Origin of the sequence: Halogeometricum borinquense DSM 11551 (genome assembly GCF_000172995.2) — an archaeon.
Taxonomy (GTDB): Archaea; Halobacteriota; Halobacteria; order Halobacteriales; family Haloferacaceae; genus Halogeometricum; species Halogeometricum borinquense.
In genome coordinates, this window is the sequence record NC_014729.1 from 12,644 (window position 1) to 27,579 (window position 14,936).

18 protein-coding genes are annotated in these 14,936 nt (G+C 58.3%); 6 read left to right on the forward strand and 12 right to left on the reverse strand.

The features are described from left to right. Window positions 1–331: 331 nt before the first annotated feature. The 4 genes from HBOR_RS00080 (at window position 332) to HBOR_RS00095 (ending at window position 2,660) form a co-directional block, all read left to right on the forward strand. On the forward strand, window positions 332–1,237 hold the full coding sequence (locus tag HBOR_RS00080) for a hypothetical protein (protein ID WP_006054980.1): 906 nt from the start codon (window positions 332–334) through the stop codon (window positions 1,235–1,237). Beyond that, on the forward strand, window positions 1,237–1,947 hold the full coding sequence (locus tag HBOR_RS20435; RefSeq protein WP_006054979.1) for a DUF7345 domain-containing protein: 711 nt from the start codon (window positions 1,237–1,239) through the stop codon (window positions 1,945–1,947). Before HBOR_RS00080 ends, HBOR_RS20435 begins: the two co-directional genes overlap by 1 nt. 139 nt (window positions 1,948–2,086) lie before the next feature. After that, window positions 2,087–2,344 (forward strand): hypothetical protein, encoded by a 258-nt coding sequence (locus HBOR_RS00090; RefSeq protein WP_006054978.1) that lies wholly within the window; start codon window positions 2,087–2,089, stop codon window positions 2,342–2,344. 118 nt (window positions 2,345–2,462) lie between these two features. Next, window positions 2,463–2,660: a DUF7472 family protein gene (locus HBOR_RS00095; RefSeq protein WP_006054977.1), complete on the forward strand. Its 198-nt coding sequence runs from the start codon at window positions 2,463–2,465 to the stop codon at window positions 2,658–2,660. Between the two features lie 53 nt (window positions 2,661–2,713). On the opposite strand, the gene HBOR_RS00100 is transcribed toward HBOR_RS00095, so the two are convergent. Further along, window positions 2,714–3,841: a DNA primase large subunit PriL gene (locus HBOR_RS00100; RefSeq protein ID WP_006054976.1), complete on the reverse strand. Its 1,128-nt coding sequence runs from the start codon at window positions 3,839–3,841 to the stop codon at window positions 2,714–2,716. A gap of 216 nt (window positions 3,842–4,057) precedes the next feature. Here HBOR_RS00100 and HBOR_RS00105 point away from each other — a divergent pair, with 216 nt between their 5' ends. Then, window positions 4,058–4,645 carry a DUF7474 family protein gene (locus HBOR_RS00105; protein WP_049890529.1) on the forward strand — a complete coding sequence of 196 codons (588 nt, stop codon included), beginning with the start codon at window positions 4,058–4,060 and terminating at the stop codon, window positions 4,643–4,645. Window positions 4,646–4,746: 101 nt separating this feature from the next. Here the strand turns inward: HBOR_RS00105 and HBOR_RS00110 are convergent, their stop codons facing one another. The 10 genes from HBOR_RS00110 to HBOR_RS00155 all read right to left on the reverse strand — a co-directional run bounded on the left by HBOR_RS00110 (window position 4,747) and on the right by HBOR_RS00155 (window position 12,138). Next, window positions 4,747–5,340 (reverse strand): hypothetical protein, encoded by a 594-nt coding sequence (locus HBOR_RS00110; protein ID WP_006054973.1) that lies wholly within the window; start codon window positions 5,338–5,340, stop codon window positions 4,747–4,749. 120 nt (window positions 5,341–5,460) lie between these two features. Beyond that, the gene (locus HBOR_RS00115; RefSeq protein WP_006054972.1) at window positions 5,461–6,204 is read right to left on the reverse strand and encodes a DNA polymerase sliding clamp; all 744 of its coding nucleotides are present in this window, start codon (window positions 6,202–6,204) and stop codon (window positions 5,461–5,463) included. Between the two features lie 220 nt (window positions 6,205–6,424). Then, the gene (locus HBOR_RS00120; RefSeq protein WP_006054971.1) at window positions 6,425–6,877 is read right to left on the reverse strand and encodes a hypothetical protein; all 453 of its coding nucleotides are present in this window, start codon (window positions 6,875–6,877) and stop codon (window positions 6,425–6,427) included. Between the two features lie 331 nt (window positions 6,878–7,208). Beyond that, the gene (locus HBOR_RS00125) at window positions 7,209–7,460 is read right to left on the reverse strand and encodes a hypothetical protein (RefSeq protein WP_013440384.1); all 252 of its coding nucleotides are present in this window, start codon (window positions 7,458–7,460) and stop codon (window positions 7,209–7,211) included. Window positions 7,461–7,464: 4 nt separating this feature from the next. After that, complete coding sequence (locus HBOR_RS00130) at window positions 7,465–7,713, reverse strand: hypothetical protein (protein ID WP_242492860.1); 249 nt, start codon at window positions 7,711–7,713, stop codon at window positions 7,465–7,467. A gap of 5 nt (window positions 7,714–7,718) precedes the next feature. Continuing rightward, window positions 7,719–7,961 carry a hypothetical protein gene (locus HBOR_RS00135; protein WP_244880400.1) on the reverse strand — a complete coding sequence of 81 codons (243 nt, stop codon included), beginning with the start codon at window positions 7,959–7,961 and terminating at the stop codon, window positions 7,719–7,721. Window positions 7,962–7,965: 4 nt separating this feature from the next. Continuing rightward, window positions 7,966–8,214, reverse strand: coding sequence for a hypothetical protein (locus HBOR_RS00140; protein WP_244880401.1), 249 nt, complete (start codon window positions 8,212–8,214; stop codon window positions 7,966–7,968). Between the two features lie 4 nt (window positions 8,215–8,218). After that, on the reverse strand, window positions 8,219–8,464 hold the full coding sequence (locus tag HBOR_RS00145) for a hypothetical protein (RefSeq protein ID WP_244880402.1): 246 nt from the start codon (window positions 8,462–8,464) through the stop codon (window positions 8,219–8,221). 1,467 nt (window positions 8,465–9,931) lie between these two features. Continuing rightward, the gene (locus HBOR_RS00150; protein WP_006054970.1) at window positions 9,932–11,602 is read right to left on the reverse strand and encodes a TraB/GumN family protein; all 1,671 of its coding nucleotides are present in this window, start codon (window positions 11,600–11,602) and stop codon (window positions 9,932–9,934) included. After that, complete coding sequence (locus tag HBOR_RS00155) at window positions 11,599–12,138, reverse strand: DUF7344 domain-containing protein (RefSeq protein WP_241432341.1); 540 nt, start codon at window positions 12,136–12,138, stop codon at window positions 11,599–11,601. The genes HBOR_RS00150 and HBOR_RS00155 overlap by 4 nt, the downstream gene beginning before the upstream one ends. Before the next feature lie 669 nt (window positions 12,139–12,807). Here HBOR_RS00155 and HBOR_RS00160 point away from each other — a divergent pair. Beyond that, on the forward strand, window positions 12,808–13,578 hold the full coding sequence (locus HBOR_RS00160; RefSeq protein WP_006054968.1) for a 23S rRNA (uridine(2552)-2'-O)-methyltransferase: 771 nt from the start codon (window positions 12,808–12,810) through the stop codon (window positions 13,576–13,578). Window positions 13,579–13,623: 45 nt separating this feature from the next. Here HBOR_RS00160 and HBOR_RS00165 read toward each other — a convergent pair whose 3' ends face one another. Continuing rightward, a complete protein-coding gene (locus tag HBOR_RS00165) occupies window positions 13,624–14,880 on the reverse strand; it encodes an RNA-guided endonuclease InsQ/TnpB family protein (protein ID WP_013440389.1) in 1,257 nt (418 codons plus the stop codon). Window positions 14,881–14,936: the final 56 nt, after the last annotated feature.

The window sequence follows — 14,936 nt, forward strand, 5'->3', positions numbered from 1 at the left end:
GATATGCACCCATCGAACCTAAACCCTCGTTTCAGTTGGAACTGCTCGAACAGTCCCTGACGAGAGTAGCCACTCGATTGGATCTCGCGCGTTCGTTCTGGTGCGCGTACATTTCTATCCAGACGCCAATAGAATGTTTTTCTGACATTATTGTCGTAGAGAGCCAGATTAGACAAAAACCGCATTGAACGGAGGTAGAATACCTCTCAATGCCGTATAATATCCGAGTTAAACGGGCTTAATTTCGCATAAGGCGGATTGTCCAACTCTCGGATACATACGAGCCGAAGAGTGTGTGGCAATCGTGATGCGTCGAAACGCGACCATACTGATGACCGCCATGCTGCTCGTCGCAGCACTGGCTACCGTGCCGATGGCGAGTGTCGCCCAATCGGAGGGCGGAACGACTGCGACCGAGACGCCGATGGCTGGATCAGATTCGACCAGCAACGAGAGTACCCAATCCGGAGAACTGTTGAGCGGCGTTCTCGCCGTTCAGGATGCCGAAATCGCGCGCGAAGTCGAGACCCGAACGTTCGGGATTCGAGTCGCACAGGCGGCGACAGACGAGGCGAAAGCCGACGTCGTTGCCGAGCGGCTCAACTCGAACGAAGCGCGGCTTGCCGAACTCGAACAACGCAAAGCACGACTTGAGGCTGCGCGCGAGAACGGCTCGATAAGTAAAGGCGAGTACAACACGAGGATGGCCAGAGTCGCCGCCGAAACGGAGACAGTCAAAGAGCTAACCAACCGCTCTGCAACCGCCTCGGAAAGGCTTCCGAACGAGTTGCTGGAACAGCGAGGAGTCAACACCACGGCCATTCGGACCCTCGCGACGCGGGCTGAAGACCTGACTGGTCCAGAAGTCTCCGAAATCGCCCGTCAGATTGCGGGATCGGCCACCACCCGCGGAAACGCCACGGCGCACCGCGGTCCGTTCGAGGAGGTTCCCCCACGCGGCAACCACACCGAGAATGGTAACGGGCAAGCCAACGCTCACGGACAGCGTGAAACGCTGGAAAACGCCACTACGGAGAACGCCAGCAGCACGATTCCCGACAATGAGACGGCGACCGACACGCCGCTGTCGGGGTCTGAACAGGGAGCATCCGAGCGAGATAGCGACGACTCCACCAACGCGGGAAAAACCGATTCCAGCAGCAAAAGCGGCGCTGACGCGCGTGGGTCAGACGCTCTGTCTGTTTCGAGAAGCGGACTCCTCGTTCGAATCGAATGATGAACGAGGTGACGCGGTTCCTGTCGCTGTTGCTGGTCGGCGCAGTCGTACTTGCCGTCGGCACAGCATCGACTGCCGCGGCGGCGGAGCCAACTGAACCCGGACTCATCGTCGAACTGCACGAGGACGGCTCAGCCACAGTGACGCTCCGAACGACCTACGACTTAGCGAGTGACGAGGAGGCGCGAGCGTTCACCGACCTGCGCGAGGACGACGACGCTCGTGAGAAACTCGTCGAAAAGTACAAAGACAGGATGTCTCGGGTCGCCGCAACGGCCGCAACAGAGACCGGTCGAACGATGCAGGTCACCAACGAACGTATCGAACTCTCGACCAGCGGCGACGTGGGTGTCGTGGCGCTCTCAGTCCAGTGGGAGGGTCTCGCAGCGACAGATACCGGACGACTCGTCGTCACTCGCCCGTTCGCTGGCGACTTCGAAAGTGACCACTCACTCACACTCGTCGGACCACACGGCTACGACGTAACTGCGACCAATCCTTCGCCCGACAGCCAGACCGAGAATCGACTCACGTGGCAGTCGGGAACCGAACTGAACGAGTTCGAGGTGACGTTCGCCTCGTCTGACGCTGCCGAGAGCGAGGCGTCTGGAGACAGCACTGACACGGGAACGAACACTCCCGGATTCGGTATCGTCATCGCAAGCGTCGCCCTGCTTGGCGCTGCACTGTTGGCTCGACTCCGGGAGTGAGTTCGCTCCCACCAACGACCGATTCCAGATCGGACACTAAGACGATTAAAATCGGTATTTAGCACGCTCAATCCGGGTATATTCGGATTAACGGCCACCTCGATTAATATCCCGAGCCTACCTTGGGGTGCTTGCAGACATGAACCGATCACTCATCGCGCCACTGCTCGTCGCGTTCCTCCTTGCAACGCTCGCGGTTGCACCCGCGGCGGCAGTCGGACCAGACAAGGACGTAGACGAGTGTCAAAACGCAAGTAACGGTCCCGCTGGCGACGCCGGCCCGCCGGCGTTCGTGAGTGGACTGGTGAATAACGCCGTCGGATCCCTCAGTGACCTGTTCGCGTCGCTCCCGGTCCCGAACTTCGTGAAAGGGTTCTTCGGCGCATCGGCGTGTTAACACCCGTAACGTAGACAACTCGACACTCACGCAGCACAGTCATCGCGGAGACGGGACCCCAGCCACTGACGGCCGAAACTTCGAAGCGCTTTTAGAATGGCCGCGGGAAGGCGGGAGCATGGCTCTCGAAGCGGAGATGCGTCGGAAGATACTCGTCTCCGTCGTCGCAGTCGGCTTCTTCATCTCACTCATTGTAGGGGTCGGTGTGACGTACAACAACAGCGGACTCGGCGGAACCGGCGGGCTCATCCTCGTCGGAACCATTGCACTGTTCATCCTGGCCATGGGCGTCATCGGCGTCTTCCTCAACCGGTAGACTGGCCGAGCGTCTATTGCCACTCGAAATAACTGTCTCGAACGCTTCTACCGTCACTCATCGTCGGTGACGGTTTCGCGCCAGTCCCGTACGTCGCCAGCGTCGCGGACGGCACTCGTGTAGTACGAAAGCGGATGCGAAATCGTCTCGCACCGTTCATCCTTGTTCACGCAGTCGCCGTACGACTGCATGCTCGCACACGAAGGCGGCGCAAACTGTGAACCACCAGCGTCAGTGAGGTATTCCACGCGCGTCGCAATTCGGCTCGCTGTTTCGTCCGTAACGTCGAGCAGCGTCGTCACTTCTGTCGCGTCCATGCCGAGCGCGACCAAGAAGGAAACGAGTGAAAACTCGCTGTGCGCCGGAAGCGACTCGCCTTCCCGTGCCCGCTGAACGAGTGCTTTCATGCACGGCGGGAACAGAGCCGGGACGACTGCTTCGACATCCGTTCGGCCGGCGGCGTCGTGGTCGTTCAACAGATCACGAATCGACGCTACCTCGTCTTCGAGTGCATCGGCGATTTCGTCGCCCGCCGAACTCCCGCGAACCTCGAACGGGAGGCCGTCTGCGACGCGCCGGTGAACGGCCTCTTCTAACAGGCGGTGGAGTTCGTCGGTCGTCACGCGCACCGCACCTGTAGCGAGTTCGCGGTTGACGAGACGCCACCGCTCACCCCAATCAGCCGTCGAAAGCGTCAGATACGCGCCGACATCGATCCAGTACTGTGTCGGGTCGCGTCCGCTTCGTCGGCGGCTATCGGGGGTGGAACGTTCCGGTCGAACGTCGGCCGCAAGTTCGAATTCACGGAGGACATCCTCCAGTGAAACCGTCCGGGTGGTCGTACTCTGGAGACCATCGTCATCGGTCTCGAAGTCGGCGCGGAAGCGGTCGTGTGCCGTTGTCGCCTCCGCCGCCGCGTATTTGTCCACCGCGGCGGGCGTATCCACCAGCGAAACCAAAATCCGGGCGATGGGATACGAGAGTAGTTCCTCACGGTCGCTCCAGCGATGAGGTTCTTCGGCGGCGACAGTGCCCTCCATCAGGGCGCGCTCGACCCGCTCTAGGCCACGCTCGACGGCAGGAGCGTCCTCGGCGATGAGGGCTGCCGGTGAAATATCCGCATCACCGACGGCAGCGCGTGCGCCGTCGAAGAACGGGTACCGAGCGTAGTGCGGGTCCATCGGTCGAATCGTCGTAACCAGTGATACCGAATAAACACGGCGATTATCGGAAGTCGTCGGAGATCAGTCACGGTGTGGCCGGACGCGACGAGAGAACCCTTGTTCGCCACCTTAGCGCTCGTCATCTCAACGCCCGATCAACTCCCGAACTCAGCGCTCGTCATCTCAGCGCTCGACACCGTGTCACCTAAGACGGCCCCCATCCTCCCTCACCACGTGCCGCAGTTCGACTACCCGTGTCCTGACTGCCGGGCTACTAACAGCCTCCACGATGCGGACTGCCGTTTCGAGGGGACGACGTGGCCCGTCGTCGAGAAAGCCTACGTGGATTTGGTCGTCCAACTCACGACCGGTCCCGTAGACGAAGACGACCTGCAGGAGTCGGTTCACGGCGACTGGGACAACCTCCATCGCGCCGCACTCGACCGGCTAAAACGCGACGGCCGGGTGTCCGAAGCGAACGGGACACTCCGCCTCCTCACAGCCGAAGAGTTCCGCGAAGAGGTATCCGAACCGACCAGAGAGCCGATGAAGACCATCTACCGCCATGGAAGCGTGCCGGGATGTCACGATAACGCCGTCTTCGCGATGGTCGCATGGTACGAGATGGTCGGTCTCTCGTGGTCGGAGACGAGAGAAAAAGTCATCTCGTGGCTCGAAGAAAGCGGCGCGTGGTCTCGCGGTGGGTTCGAGGAGGCCACGCCCGCCCAACTAGTCGATAGCAAACGCCACGTCTACGAAGCGGGCTACGGGTGGAAGGAGAAAGCGCAATCGGCAAAGCGCGTTATCGACCGACACCGCTGACGGCAGGCATCTTCGACGACAATCGGCGGTGATCTATCCCGCCGCAACGACGGCTACTGTACCGTTCCAGTAGACGGTCGTCTTCCTTGCCGTGTTCCTCCTCACTCACCGATGATTGGTTGGGGGACGATACGACCCGTTGCCGTAGCGACGGCCCACCAGAGCGCGGCAAACTGAGCGATGACAACGGTGAGGAGGAGAACCGCTCCCGCACCCGTTCCGACGCCGGTGACGGCGGTGATGACGGCACCGAAACCAACAACCGCGAATCCGATAGGGGGGCCGATCCTCCGGTCAGTACTGTCACGGAGTGTAACACCCACACTACAGCAGAGGACGACACCGAACGTCACGAGCGCCTGTCGTAACCAGCGTAACACTGTCGAGGGGGGCTCTCGGACAGTTCGGACGACGTATTGTTCGTCGCCGTCGGTCACGACGGACCGTCCCGGTTCGAACGCCGGGTCAGTGGTCTGTTTGACGACGACACCGTCGGTCGAACGCGCCGAATCGAACGTGTTCTGCGCCGACTGGGGGAGGGTAGAATACACTACGGGCGACGTCTCTACGTCCTCATCCACGGACTGTATCGTATATCGGTAGGAGGACATCGTGGCATGTGGGAGGATGTAGAGGGGGGAGGCAACGAGGAGGATCCCGATGAGGAGGGTAAACGCGAGGACGAACCGATCCATACCAGATCATGTTTTTCTATTGCCATGAGCGTTCTGGGTGAATGACATACCGCTACTCGTCGGGGACTGAGTAACAAAGAGAGAACCGGGGACCGAGAGACGGAACCGACGCGTCGGCCGTTATTCGCTCTGAATGCGCGGCGCGAGCATGTAGGTGACGTGTCCTTGTCCCTCTGCGATTTGGTAGTGCAGTTTAACAGGGAACTCCTCACCGAGTTCGGCGGTGACCTCGGCGTCCTTCGGGATGGCCTTGTTCATATCCTTCAGGTAGTCCAGCGAGAACAGCGAGTCAGCCGTCCCCGAGGTGAGGTCGATAAGGTCCTCGGTGTCGAGTTGGAAGTCAACGTCGTCAGTGTCACCCTGTGCTTGGATGTGGAACGCCTCCGCCGTGTCGTCTACACGAAGTCGGACGTGGTCTGAGACCATGTCCGCGGCCTTGATACCGCGGTCGAGTTGCGCGCCTTCGAGGACGATTTCAGCCGGGAGATCGAGGTCCGGAATATCGGGTTCCTGTCGGATAGAGTCGGGGTCGATGAGCGCGAGCGTCGAGGAAAGGCCGTCGATTCGGATGTTGAGTTTTCGCGTCTCCTCGTCGAGTTCGAGTTCGACCAACTGGTCGGAGTTCGCCATGCCGACGAAGTCCTCCAGTTTCGAGAGGTTGACGCCGATGACGCCGCCGTCAGCCTCGTAGGATTCGAACGATGCGGCGTCGAGCGTCAGATCGACCATCCCGACGTTCGCGGGGTCAACCGCTCGGATCGAGAGGTTGTCCTCGTTCAGTCGAATCTTACACTCATCGACGAGTACGCTCACCGAATCCAGCGCGTCCCGAAGTGTGGAGGCGCTCACGATGGCCTTGAACATGTGATCTGTGGTACGACAGCGGGCTTAAAAATACCCGTGATTTTCGCGCTTGCTAAGTATGTACCCGCACGTCGCGTGAGCGTGCGCACGAGTTTCTGACCGTCGCCGTGAACACCACACTCTCAGCAAAATCGTTTCATCGCATAAAACGGCAGAACAGCGCGTTTGTCTCCTGTTACGTCCGAGGCCGACTATCGCCGGGTTCTGTTGTGGTGAGTTTCTATGAATCTTGAATCTCAGTTGTCTTCTGAACGCGGCTTACTTGGTTCGTGCTCCCCACGCTGACCGCCTGTACGTCGTCAGCGACGTTCTGAGTGATGTCCGAGACGCCGGTGTCGCCGTCAACGTTGGCCACGTCGTCAACATCGGCACCACCGTTCTGCATCTCGGTCACGTCGATATCGACGGTTGTCACCGAATTCTGCTCGTGGGCCTCGTTCGTACTCTCTGCTGAGGTTTCGCTCGACCCCTCGTCGGACTGGACTGAGCCTACTTCCACCGTTACTGCTCCGCCCGATTCTCCCTCGGACTGGGTCGAAGACTCCTCGGCCGCCGCGTTCGGTCCCTCAACAGCCGTTGACACCTCCAGCGACTGACTGTCGTCCGCAACGTGGACATCCGTCACGCCCGGACTGTGTATGTACTGACCCGTGTCACCGCAGATCCCACCCATACAGGTGGGTGGGGCGGTTTGGCACTCAAGACCCATACAGACCGGTGGATGCGGGGATTGTGGATAGCACATGTCTCCCGGCCACAGGCAGGGGGTCGTCGGTGGGGGGAGACAGTGGACCCACGAAACACCTGAACAGGCCGGTTCTGGAATCTGAGCGTAAGTACGGTCACCCACACTAGGCGCATCTCCTGGTGCGGCGGATGCACTAACCGCGAATCCACCGAGGACTAGCATCGCCGCGAAAAGGACGACGATAGCGGGGACGATACCTACTGTGATTTTATGTATTTTATCTTTCATGTTATGGATAAAAAATATACGCCCCAAATTAAAGGACGTCTATATTGTTCTGGGTGGAGACGCTCACTTGCGTCACCTGAGCATTGTTGAGGTTGACAGCTGCAACCCCCCCATTCCAGCCCAGGTTTCCGCTGTTCTGCTGGACCGTCGCGTAGTTCGAGGCGACGTTGGCGTTGTTGCTCGCGTCGTCCGCGAGCGCTGCTGCCCCACCGCTGAACGCGGTGAGGACCAGCATCGCTGCGAAGAGGGCAACACCAATTCGACGGAATGTCACTCTCATGATCTCAGATGTTGTCTGTGTTAGTTTGGCTAGCTAACGCAACTTGAGTGACGCCCGCAGAGTTGGTGCTAAACGCGGAGAACCCGCCACCCGCGTTTCCGCTGTTCTGTGCGACGTACGCGCCATTGGACGCGATGTTCGTGTTGCCGCTCGCGTCGTCACCGTGGAATGCCGCCGCCCCGCCGCTGAACGCGGTGAGGACCAGCATCGCCGTGAGGAGAACGACGCCCATCCGGAGGACTGTGTCTCTCATTGGTCCTAGATGAGGTCCGTGTTGGACTGACCAGCTAGCGCCACTTGAGTGACGTCGGCATGGTTGGAGTTAGCAGCGGAGAACAGACCGCCACCGCTGTTCTGTGCGACGTATGCGCCATTGTACGCGACGTTCGTGTTGTCGCTCGCGTCGTCACCGTGGTATGCCGCCGCCCCACCGCTGAACGCGGTGAGGACCAGCATCGCCGTGAGGAGAACGACGCCCATCCGAAGGATTGTGTCTCTCATGGTCTCAGATGTTGTCCGTGTTTTGCTGCAGCCCTATCGCCACTTGGGTGACTCCAGCGTGGTTACTGTTGAACGCGGAGAATCCGCCACCGTACGCGTTCCCGCTGTTCTGTTCGACGTATGCGCCGTTATACGCGATGTTGGTGTTGTCGCTCGCGTCGTCAGCGTACGCGGCTGCTCCACCGCTGAGCGCGGTGAGGACCAGCATCGCCGTAAGGAGAACGACGCCCATCCGAAGGAATGTTTCTTTCATGGTCTTAGATCCAGTCCGTGTTGGTCTGACTAGCTAACGCCACTTGGGTGACGCCAGCGTCGTTGTGATTAAACGCGGAGGCGCCGGAACCCAGATTTCCGCTGTTCTGTACGACGTGCGCGTCATTATGCGCGACGTTGTAGTTGTTACTCGCGTCGTCACCGAGCGCGGCTGCCCCGCCGCTGAATGCGGTGAGGACCAGCATCGCAACGACGAGAACGCCGGTCATTCGGATTACTGCTTTTCTCATTTGTTCTCACGGGTTCTCGACGGAACCCAACACATCCATGCCCCGTGGTAACCTTTGTTATAGTTACTACCCTTCTTAACAACGGATTCATTTGTTCGATAGAATGGCTCGTTTGAACGCTGAATTGAACGATTTGGGAAATCAGGCCCCAAGATTATTCGATCAAATAACCAATTAATACTCTCAGAGAATCTCACTGAGCAAGCGACGGCGCAGATTCGTCGGTACAGTACGAACCCGACGCGATACTGCACAACTGGCGCAGTTCGCCTGTTAGACCGCTACTGCGTACACATCGAACTGTATGTTAGCCAGAATATTATCAGTTGTCGGATGTTTTTGAACCACGAAATGCGGAGAAACCGACGTCCTGAATTTCCGGGATATCAGTCCCACGAATCAGTTCCACAGCTGATTGCATGGGTTCGCGCCGTTCGCCACTACGGGAATCCAGCATCTGGACAGGACAGTGCCTAAACCAATCGTACCATCACTCACGACCGCTTGACATCCTCCTCCGCCTGAAGGTGGAGGAATCCCGAGCGGTGGGAGTTTCAGGTTTGCAGTCCAATCACTGGACTACCAGCCCTTTTGGGCACGGGTAGTCCCACAGCATCGGACTGGTGGACTGATGGCGGTGCCAAACCGCTGTTACCCCTATCCTCGACCGTGTATGGCGTCCCGGTGTTGTTTTGGCCACGGGGACGCCAGCAGGCATCAGCAGAGTCGGGGGTATCGTCTGGTTCGCTTCAAGCAGTCAACACAGACACACGCTTCGAGCATGTGCGTTCACCGATTGCCCTTTCGGATATTGCCTCGTTAGGTAGGCGGACAGGCCGCCTCCGTAGGACGGTTCAGAATCCGCTCCGTTCCGACCGATTCCTACCCTTCGGTACGGCGGCCTGTCAATTAAAGTTCTCGTAGGAAACTCAGAGCGTCCGTTTGAGCGGTAGACTGGTGCCCAGAGTGACGGCGCGTATCCACGGCCTGAAGGCCGTGATATTGCGCCTGTTCCACGTATAAGAGAGAGCGACTATCGCTGGAGAAGGACCTGTGACCTACACGGGGTGCGTCGAGATCTCTGATGCGAGGGAAGGTCCGCCGTCTACGGCGGAGAAGGTGCGAGGAATCCGCACGTATCGACAGAGCCACAGCGGGAAGAGGGAAATCACGCGAGCCCCACTGTTTCCGAACAACGTGAGAGGCGTGGATGCACTCGGAGACTACCTTCGTCTTGTCCGGGTCATGCGTACTCTGACTGGAGATGAGGGTTGTGCCACGCGTGCGAGAGTGTATGATGCACCAGGACAGACGCACAAATCGGCCGAGTACTCACGCTCGAAGCTGACAAGAGAACGCTGCTCGGTGAGGAGTTGGCGGAGATATACTCTACTGGTGGCTACACAGGAAAAGTACGGAACGAGTATGCCGGAGCGGCGTGTGTCCGTCGGTGGTGACGTGACCTGTTCAAGCGGACGTGAGGCTCCGCCAGAGTATGTCGGCCCCGTTTCGAAGCCCTTCGAACAACAACCGCGAGACGGCATCGACACCACCGAGGTCGCCAGCAAACAGCGGCAAGAGGTACGCGACGAACAGGACACTGGCGACGATACTGCCGACGTTAGTCAAGGCGACAATCGCAAGCAATCGAAGGAGCGGAACGCTCGCCACCTTCGAACGGATGTCCGAGAGGCCGTCGTCACCACTCAACAACTCGTTTAGCGCGTCGAAGTCGGCAACATCCACCGGTGTCCGACGGAGTTCGACGTAGCCGACGAACCAGCCCGGAGCCAACACTGGATTGACGGACGTAAGCCAAGCGACTGCACCACCCGTTAACGCAGCAGTCCAGCACGCGCCGGCCAAATAGGCCATTCCCGCAGCGAACACGCCGTTGACCAGAAACCACGCAACGAACACTTCGAGTAGATACGCGTCGTCAACACCTGCCATCGCTAAGAGAACGAAAGAGGCGACGAACGCGACTGAGATGAGCGCACCGGCAATTTTTTTCACCGGAACAGACGGACCTCGGCTTGTCCCAACGAGCGTCCCGTGTGGTGGAAGCGTTGCAGGATTCGAGAGGTACTGTTCCACGCCGCCTCGGTGACCCGCTCCCAGTACAGCCACGACATCCAACCCCGAATCACGGAGCGCCACGAGTTGGTAGGCGATGTAGGCGTCGCGTTCGTCGATGAGCGCTCTCGCCCCGTTAGGACAGAGCTCGCGGAACTCCGTGAGCATCGTCTGTACCACATCAGTGTCAGTGAGATCCGCTGCGACGAATTCGTCGGCTTCGTCGATGTCGATGCCACTGAGTCCGAGACGCTCGGCCACGAGTCCGCCGAGGACACCGACCACGAGACCGGCCGACAGACCGATCAAGAGACTCCCGATCCCGTGAAGCAGCATCGGCGGCAGATAGGCGGTTACAGTCCCATCAGCTATGCCAAGTCCTGCACCAGCGAGAAGCCCGATACTTACCCCACCGGTTAGCGACGCGGTCACCACTGTCCGATGGTCGAAAATCGCCTTTCCGACGGTGTAGAGGACCGTACCAACAGCAAGAGCAAGCAGTCCGCTCGCAGCGACGCGGGTCAAGAGTGGATCGGTGACGCCGAAATTTCCGCCGAACAGGCCGACAATCGGTCCCAACGTGATGCCGATAAACAGGCCGAGTACGAGTCCTACTGTGCGAGTGTCAGCGAATCCGAGCAGCAATCCGCCGGCTAGGCGAAGCTTCTCTCTGATCGTCATCTGTGACCAGAAGCGCTGGACGGTCACTCTGATATCACGATCAACGAGTGCGATGTCAGTTCCGATCTCGTCGGCGGTTTCGACGGCTTTGAGCAGTTCGCTCCCTGGTTCGATGTCGAACTGGTCTCCGAGTTGAGCCTGTACGTACGAAAGAACCCAGTGAAGAATGAGTCGGACACTCGTCGTCGATTCCAACAGCGCTTCGGGGTCTGGGTCGTCTGTGTCACCCGTGAGTCGGCGGTAGCGGCCTTCGTCCAGTTCGACGGCGACCACATCAGGGTGTTCGTCACGAATCACAGACTCGACCTCGCGGACGCTGTCCGCGGAGACGTGAGCCGTCCCGACAATCCGAATCGTTCCGTTCTCCGTTCGTTCGCTCACGAGGAGATCACCCCCGCGAGAATGGTTCCGAACACGAGAAGGATGACGACACTTGTGACGTTCACGAGTGGTTGGAACAGAAGATAGACGAGTAGTACCGCGATAGATCCAGAGACGACCGCCCCCTGCGCGGGAGAGACGCGTAGCCACCTCCAAGCGCCTCTCACAGTGTGTTTCTCCTGGAAGAATGATCCGAGTTCGGAGAGCTTGTCGGTCGTGTGGACGATGCCTTGTGACCGGTCGTATTCGATGAAGCCCGCGTTCTCCAGTGTTGGAAGGTGCGTCTGGTAGAACGAGTTGTAGACGCTCTGATACTGTCTGAGCGAGATATCATCGACGAGGGTATCGTTCTCCCAAGCGGTTACTTGTTCAGCGAGAGAGCCACACGAGACACTCTCGTCGATCGCATAGAGATAATAGAGGATATACCGTCGGCGTCGGTTCCCGAGTACCTCGAAGAGTTCGTTTCGACAGAACTCGTCTAACTGTTCACTGTCTTCGGACGGCAGTGTATGGGTGAGATAGCTCAGGCTCATGGACAGTTCCATCCCAGCGTAATACGCAACTGTATCAGCGTATCGTACCTCTGCGTGCTGTGCCCCCAGAGTAGTAGCGTCGGTCGCTGGGTGTCTCCCATCATCACATGACCAAGTTGACATCCTGTAGTATTGTTACAAGCCGTAAAAGATGACAGAAGACGAATATGGATACAACAAACCATTCGATTATTCAAATCGCTCACAGATAGTATTCTATTTACAGAATAAGTACTGCGTACGATAACTTACCGAAGGGCAGTACTACAGCTAGATCGTACTTTCACGCCCTCTATCCAACATCTGGATCATCATTACAGGACAGTACACCCAATAGAATATGAGCAGTCAGTAGTTCTATTTTCTACGCCATTTCAGTCGGAAGTGCCGTCTTTAAACTTATGATCTTTATCTGATATATAGACCAGTATATCCATCCGACTATACATATTCAATGACTGTTAAATCGGCCTCGTTCGGAGCAGAGATTGGTTGAGCGGTGAGTTTCGTACGGACAGCAAACACGTTCGTCCGTCACTTCCTTCGACAGTCTCTGAACCGTGTCGTCAATCCTTTCTGCACCAGGACCGTTTGTTCGGGTATGATTCACCCGCACGTGGCTACTGGCGAGGGGCGAACAGTTCGGTTCGAACGGAGGTGGAGTTAGTAATGGGACGTGACCACTACTACAACAAAGCAAAGCAAGAGGGCTACCGGACCCGCTCAGCGTACAAGCTGAAACAGTTAGACGAAGAGACGGGTCTGTTCGGTCCCGGAAATACCGTCGTTGACCTCGGTGCCGCCCCCGGCGGGTGGCTTCAGGTCGCCGCAGAAGAAGTCAGCGACCACGGGACGGTCGTCGGCGTGGACTTACAGCGGATCCGCGACATCGACGCCGACAACGTCGAAACCATCCGTGGAGACATGACCGACGAGGAGACGAAAGAGAGCCTCCGAGAGCGAATCGGTGAGGAGGGTGCCGACGTGGTCATCTCCGATATGGCCCCGAATATGACCGGAGAGTACTCGTTGGATCACGCTCGCTCGATCCATCTCGCTCGACAGGCGTTCGAGGTTGCGCTCGACCTGCTGCCCGCCGGAGGCGACTTCGCAGTGAAGGTGTTCGACGGACAGGACTTAGCGGACTTCCGTGCCGACGTCGAAGAGGAGTTCCAGTACGTCAGGTCCATTCGGCCGGACGCCTCGCGGGACGAATCCTCCGAACAGTATCTGGTAGGCAAACACCGCATCACCGCGCCCGTCGCCGCTGGTGACGAACTCGATGTCGTGATCGACGACGTGGGAAGCGAAGGCGACGGCATCGCCAAGGTGGACGGCTACACACTGTTCGTCTCGGAGACCGAAACGGGTGATGAAGTCCACGTCCGCGTCACCGACATCAAGCCGAACTTCGGGTTCGCCGAAGTCATCGACCATTGACATCCTCCTCCGACTGAAGCCGGAGGAATCCCGAGCGTTGGGATATTACGGTTTGCAGGCTCCCTGTTCTCTCGTGTTGAACGACCCGCTCTCGCGGTCGAACAGGAAGACTCCGGGCTGTGCCAACCAGCCGTTACTCATATCCCCTGTTGGGGGACTCTGAGTTATCTTTCGTCGGATATTCACCGCACCGTTCACGTCTGCGTTCATCGTCGTCTCGCACGACGAACAGACGTACAGCCCTCGCTCCACGCGGTTGCTATCCCGAATCTTCCCGCAACACGAACACGTCTTCGAGGTGTTCTCCTCGTCCACACGGTCAACGAGGATGCCGTGTTCCTCGGCCTTGTATTCAAGGAGACGGGCGAATCGGTCGAACTCCCAGCCGTGCAACTTCTTGTTTTCCGACGCACCCCAGTTCCGCGAGTCACCGTTTTCATTCTCGCGGATGTCACTGAGGTCGCCAACCGCTATCTTCTCCACGCCTTCTTCCACACACCGCTCAACGATGTGTTTGCTGAGGGTGTGAAGGAAGTGGTCTTTGCGTCGGGAGAGTTTCTGTCGAGCCTTCCGCGCTCGCTTCGACGGGCCGTTCTCGCCTTCGGTCTGGTACTCCTCGCGGGTGAAGTAGTGTTTGTCCTCTTTCAGCACGTTCCCCGGATATAGTTCGCTCTCGCCATCTTCGTAGTCGATGGCGAGGTAGTTGCTGATACCGAGGTCGATACCCGCCGTGTTGTTTCCGGGTGCGTCTTCGACTGGAATCTCCGTCTTGCAGACGAGGTGGAGTTCCCACTCGTCGCCGTTCCAGACGGCACGCACCTGCTGGATGTTCTCAACTTCTACGTCGGGGCGAGTTTCGTACTCCGCGAGGATGAAGTCAGACCGACTCTCTTTCAGGTTAAACCCTTTCGAGAGACGGAGTTGACCGTGCTTGTCGTCGTGCTTGATGGCCCGTTTCTTCCACGTGACGGTGGAGCGCGGGTGGTCGTCGCCACGTTTCCGGTAGCCCGGTGGGTTGTTGCCGTCGTCGGAGTTGTACCAGCCAGTGAACGCCTCAGCAAGTTCTTCGAGAACTCGCTGACTTGACTGAGAATGAAGGTCACTGTAGCGTTTGTGGTCTTTCAACTCCGATTTGAGTTCGGCTTCGTCGGGTATCTCACCGTCGTCGTCCCACCGTTGTTGGATGTAGTAGCGACCGACGTTCCACAGTTTGGATGCGGAGAACCCGCACTGGTCGAGGTCGTCACGAACCTGCTGGTGGTTCGTAATGCGTGCGACGTAGGTGCGGGTGGTTTCCAGCATCGAACTGTCTTCATAACATGTTATGTGAGAACAGGTATTAAAACCAACGACCGGAC

What these genes read in the sequence shown, in the direction of transcription:
- HBOR_RS00080 (WP_006054980.1), top strand. Translation starts at nt 332, where the DNA reads ATGACCGCCATGCTGCTCGTCGCAGCACTGGCTACCGTGCCGATGGCG.
- HBOR_RS20435 (WP_006054979.1), top strand. Translation starts at nt 1,237, where the DNA reads ATGAACGAGGTGACGCGGTTCCTGTCGCTGTTGCTGGTCGGCGCAGTC.
- HBOR_RS00090 (WP_006054978.1), top strand. Translation starts at nt 2,087, where the DNA reads ATGAACCGATCACTCATCGCGCCACTGCTCGTCGCGTTCCTCCTTGCA.
- HBOR_RS00095 (WP_006054977.1), top strand. Translation starts at nt 2,463, where the DNA reads ATGGCTCTCGAAGCGGAGATGCGTCGGAAGATACTCGTCTCCGTCGTC.
- HBOR_RS00100 (WP_006054976.1), bottom strand. Translation starts at nt 3,841, where the DNA reads ATGGACCCGCACTACGCTCGGTACCCGTTCTTCGACGGCGCACGCGCT.
- HBOR_RS00110 (WP_006054973.1), bottom strand. Translation starts at nt 5,340, where the DNA reads ATGGATCGGTTCGTCCTCGCGTTTACCCTCCTCATCGGGATCCTCCTC.
- HBOR_RS00115 (WP_006054972.1), bottom strand. Translation starts at nt 6,204, where the DNA reads ATGTTCAAGGCCATCGTGAGCGCCTCCACACTTCGGGACGCGCTGGAT.
- HBOR_RS00120 (WP_006054971.1), bottom strand. Translation starts at nt 6,877, where the DNA reads ATGGGTGGGATCTGCGGTGACACGGGTCAGTACATACACAGTCCGGGC.
- HBOR_RS00125 (WP_013440384.1), bottom strand. Translation starts at nt 7,460, where the DNA reads ATGAGAGTGACATTCCGTCGAATTGGTGTTGCCCTCTTCGCAGCGATG.
- HBOR_RS00130 (WP_242492860.1), bottom strand. Translation starts at nt 7,713, where the DNA reads ATGAGAGACACAGTCCTCCGGATGGGCGTCGTTCTCCTCACGGCGATG.
- HBOR_RS00135 (WP_244880400.1), bottom strand. Translation starts at nt 7,961, where the DNA reads ATGAGAGACACAATCCTTCGGATGGGCGTCGTTCTCCTCACGGCGATG.
- HBOR_RS00140 (WP_244880401.1), bottom strand. Translation starts at nt 8,214, where the DNA reads ATGAAAGAAACATTCCTTCGGATGGGCGTCGTTCTCCTTACGGCGATG.
- HBOR_RS00145 (WP_244880402.1), bottom strand. Translation starts at nt 8,464, where the DNA reads ATGAGAAAAGCAGTAATCCGAATGACCGGCGTTCTCGTCGTTGCGATG.
- HBOR_RS00155 (WP_241432341.1), bottom strand. Translation starts at nt 12,138, where the DNA reads ATGAGCCTGAGCTATCTCACCCATACACTGCCGTCCGAAGACAGTGAA.
- HBOR_RS00160 (WP_006054968.1), top strand. Translation starts at nt 12,808, where the DNA reads ATGGGACGTGACCACTACTACAACAAAGCAAAGCAAGAGGGCTACCGG.
- HBOR_RS00165 (WP_013440389.1), bottom strand. Translation starts at nt 14,880, where the DNA reads ATGCTGGAAACCACCCGCACCTACGTCGCACGCATTACGAACCACCAG.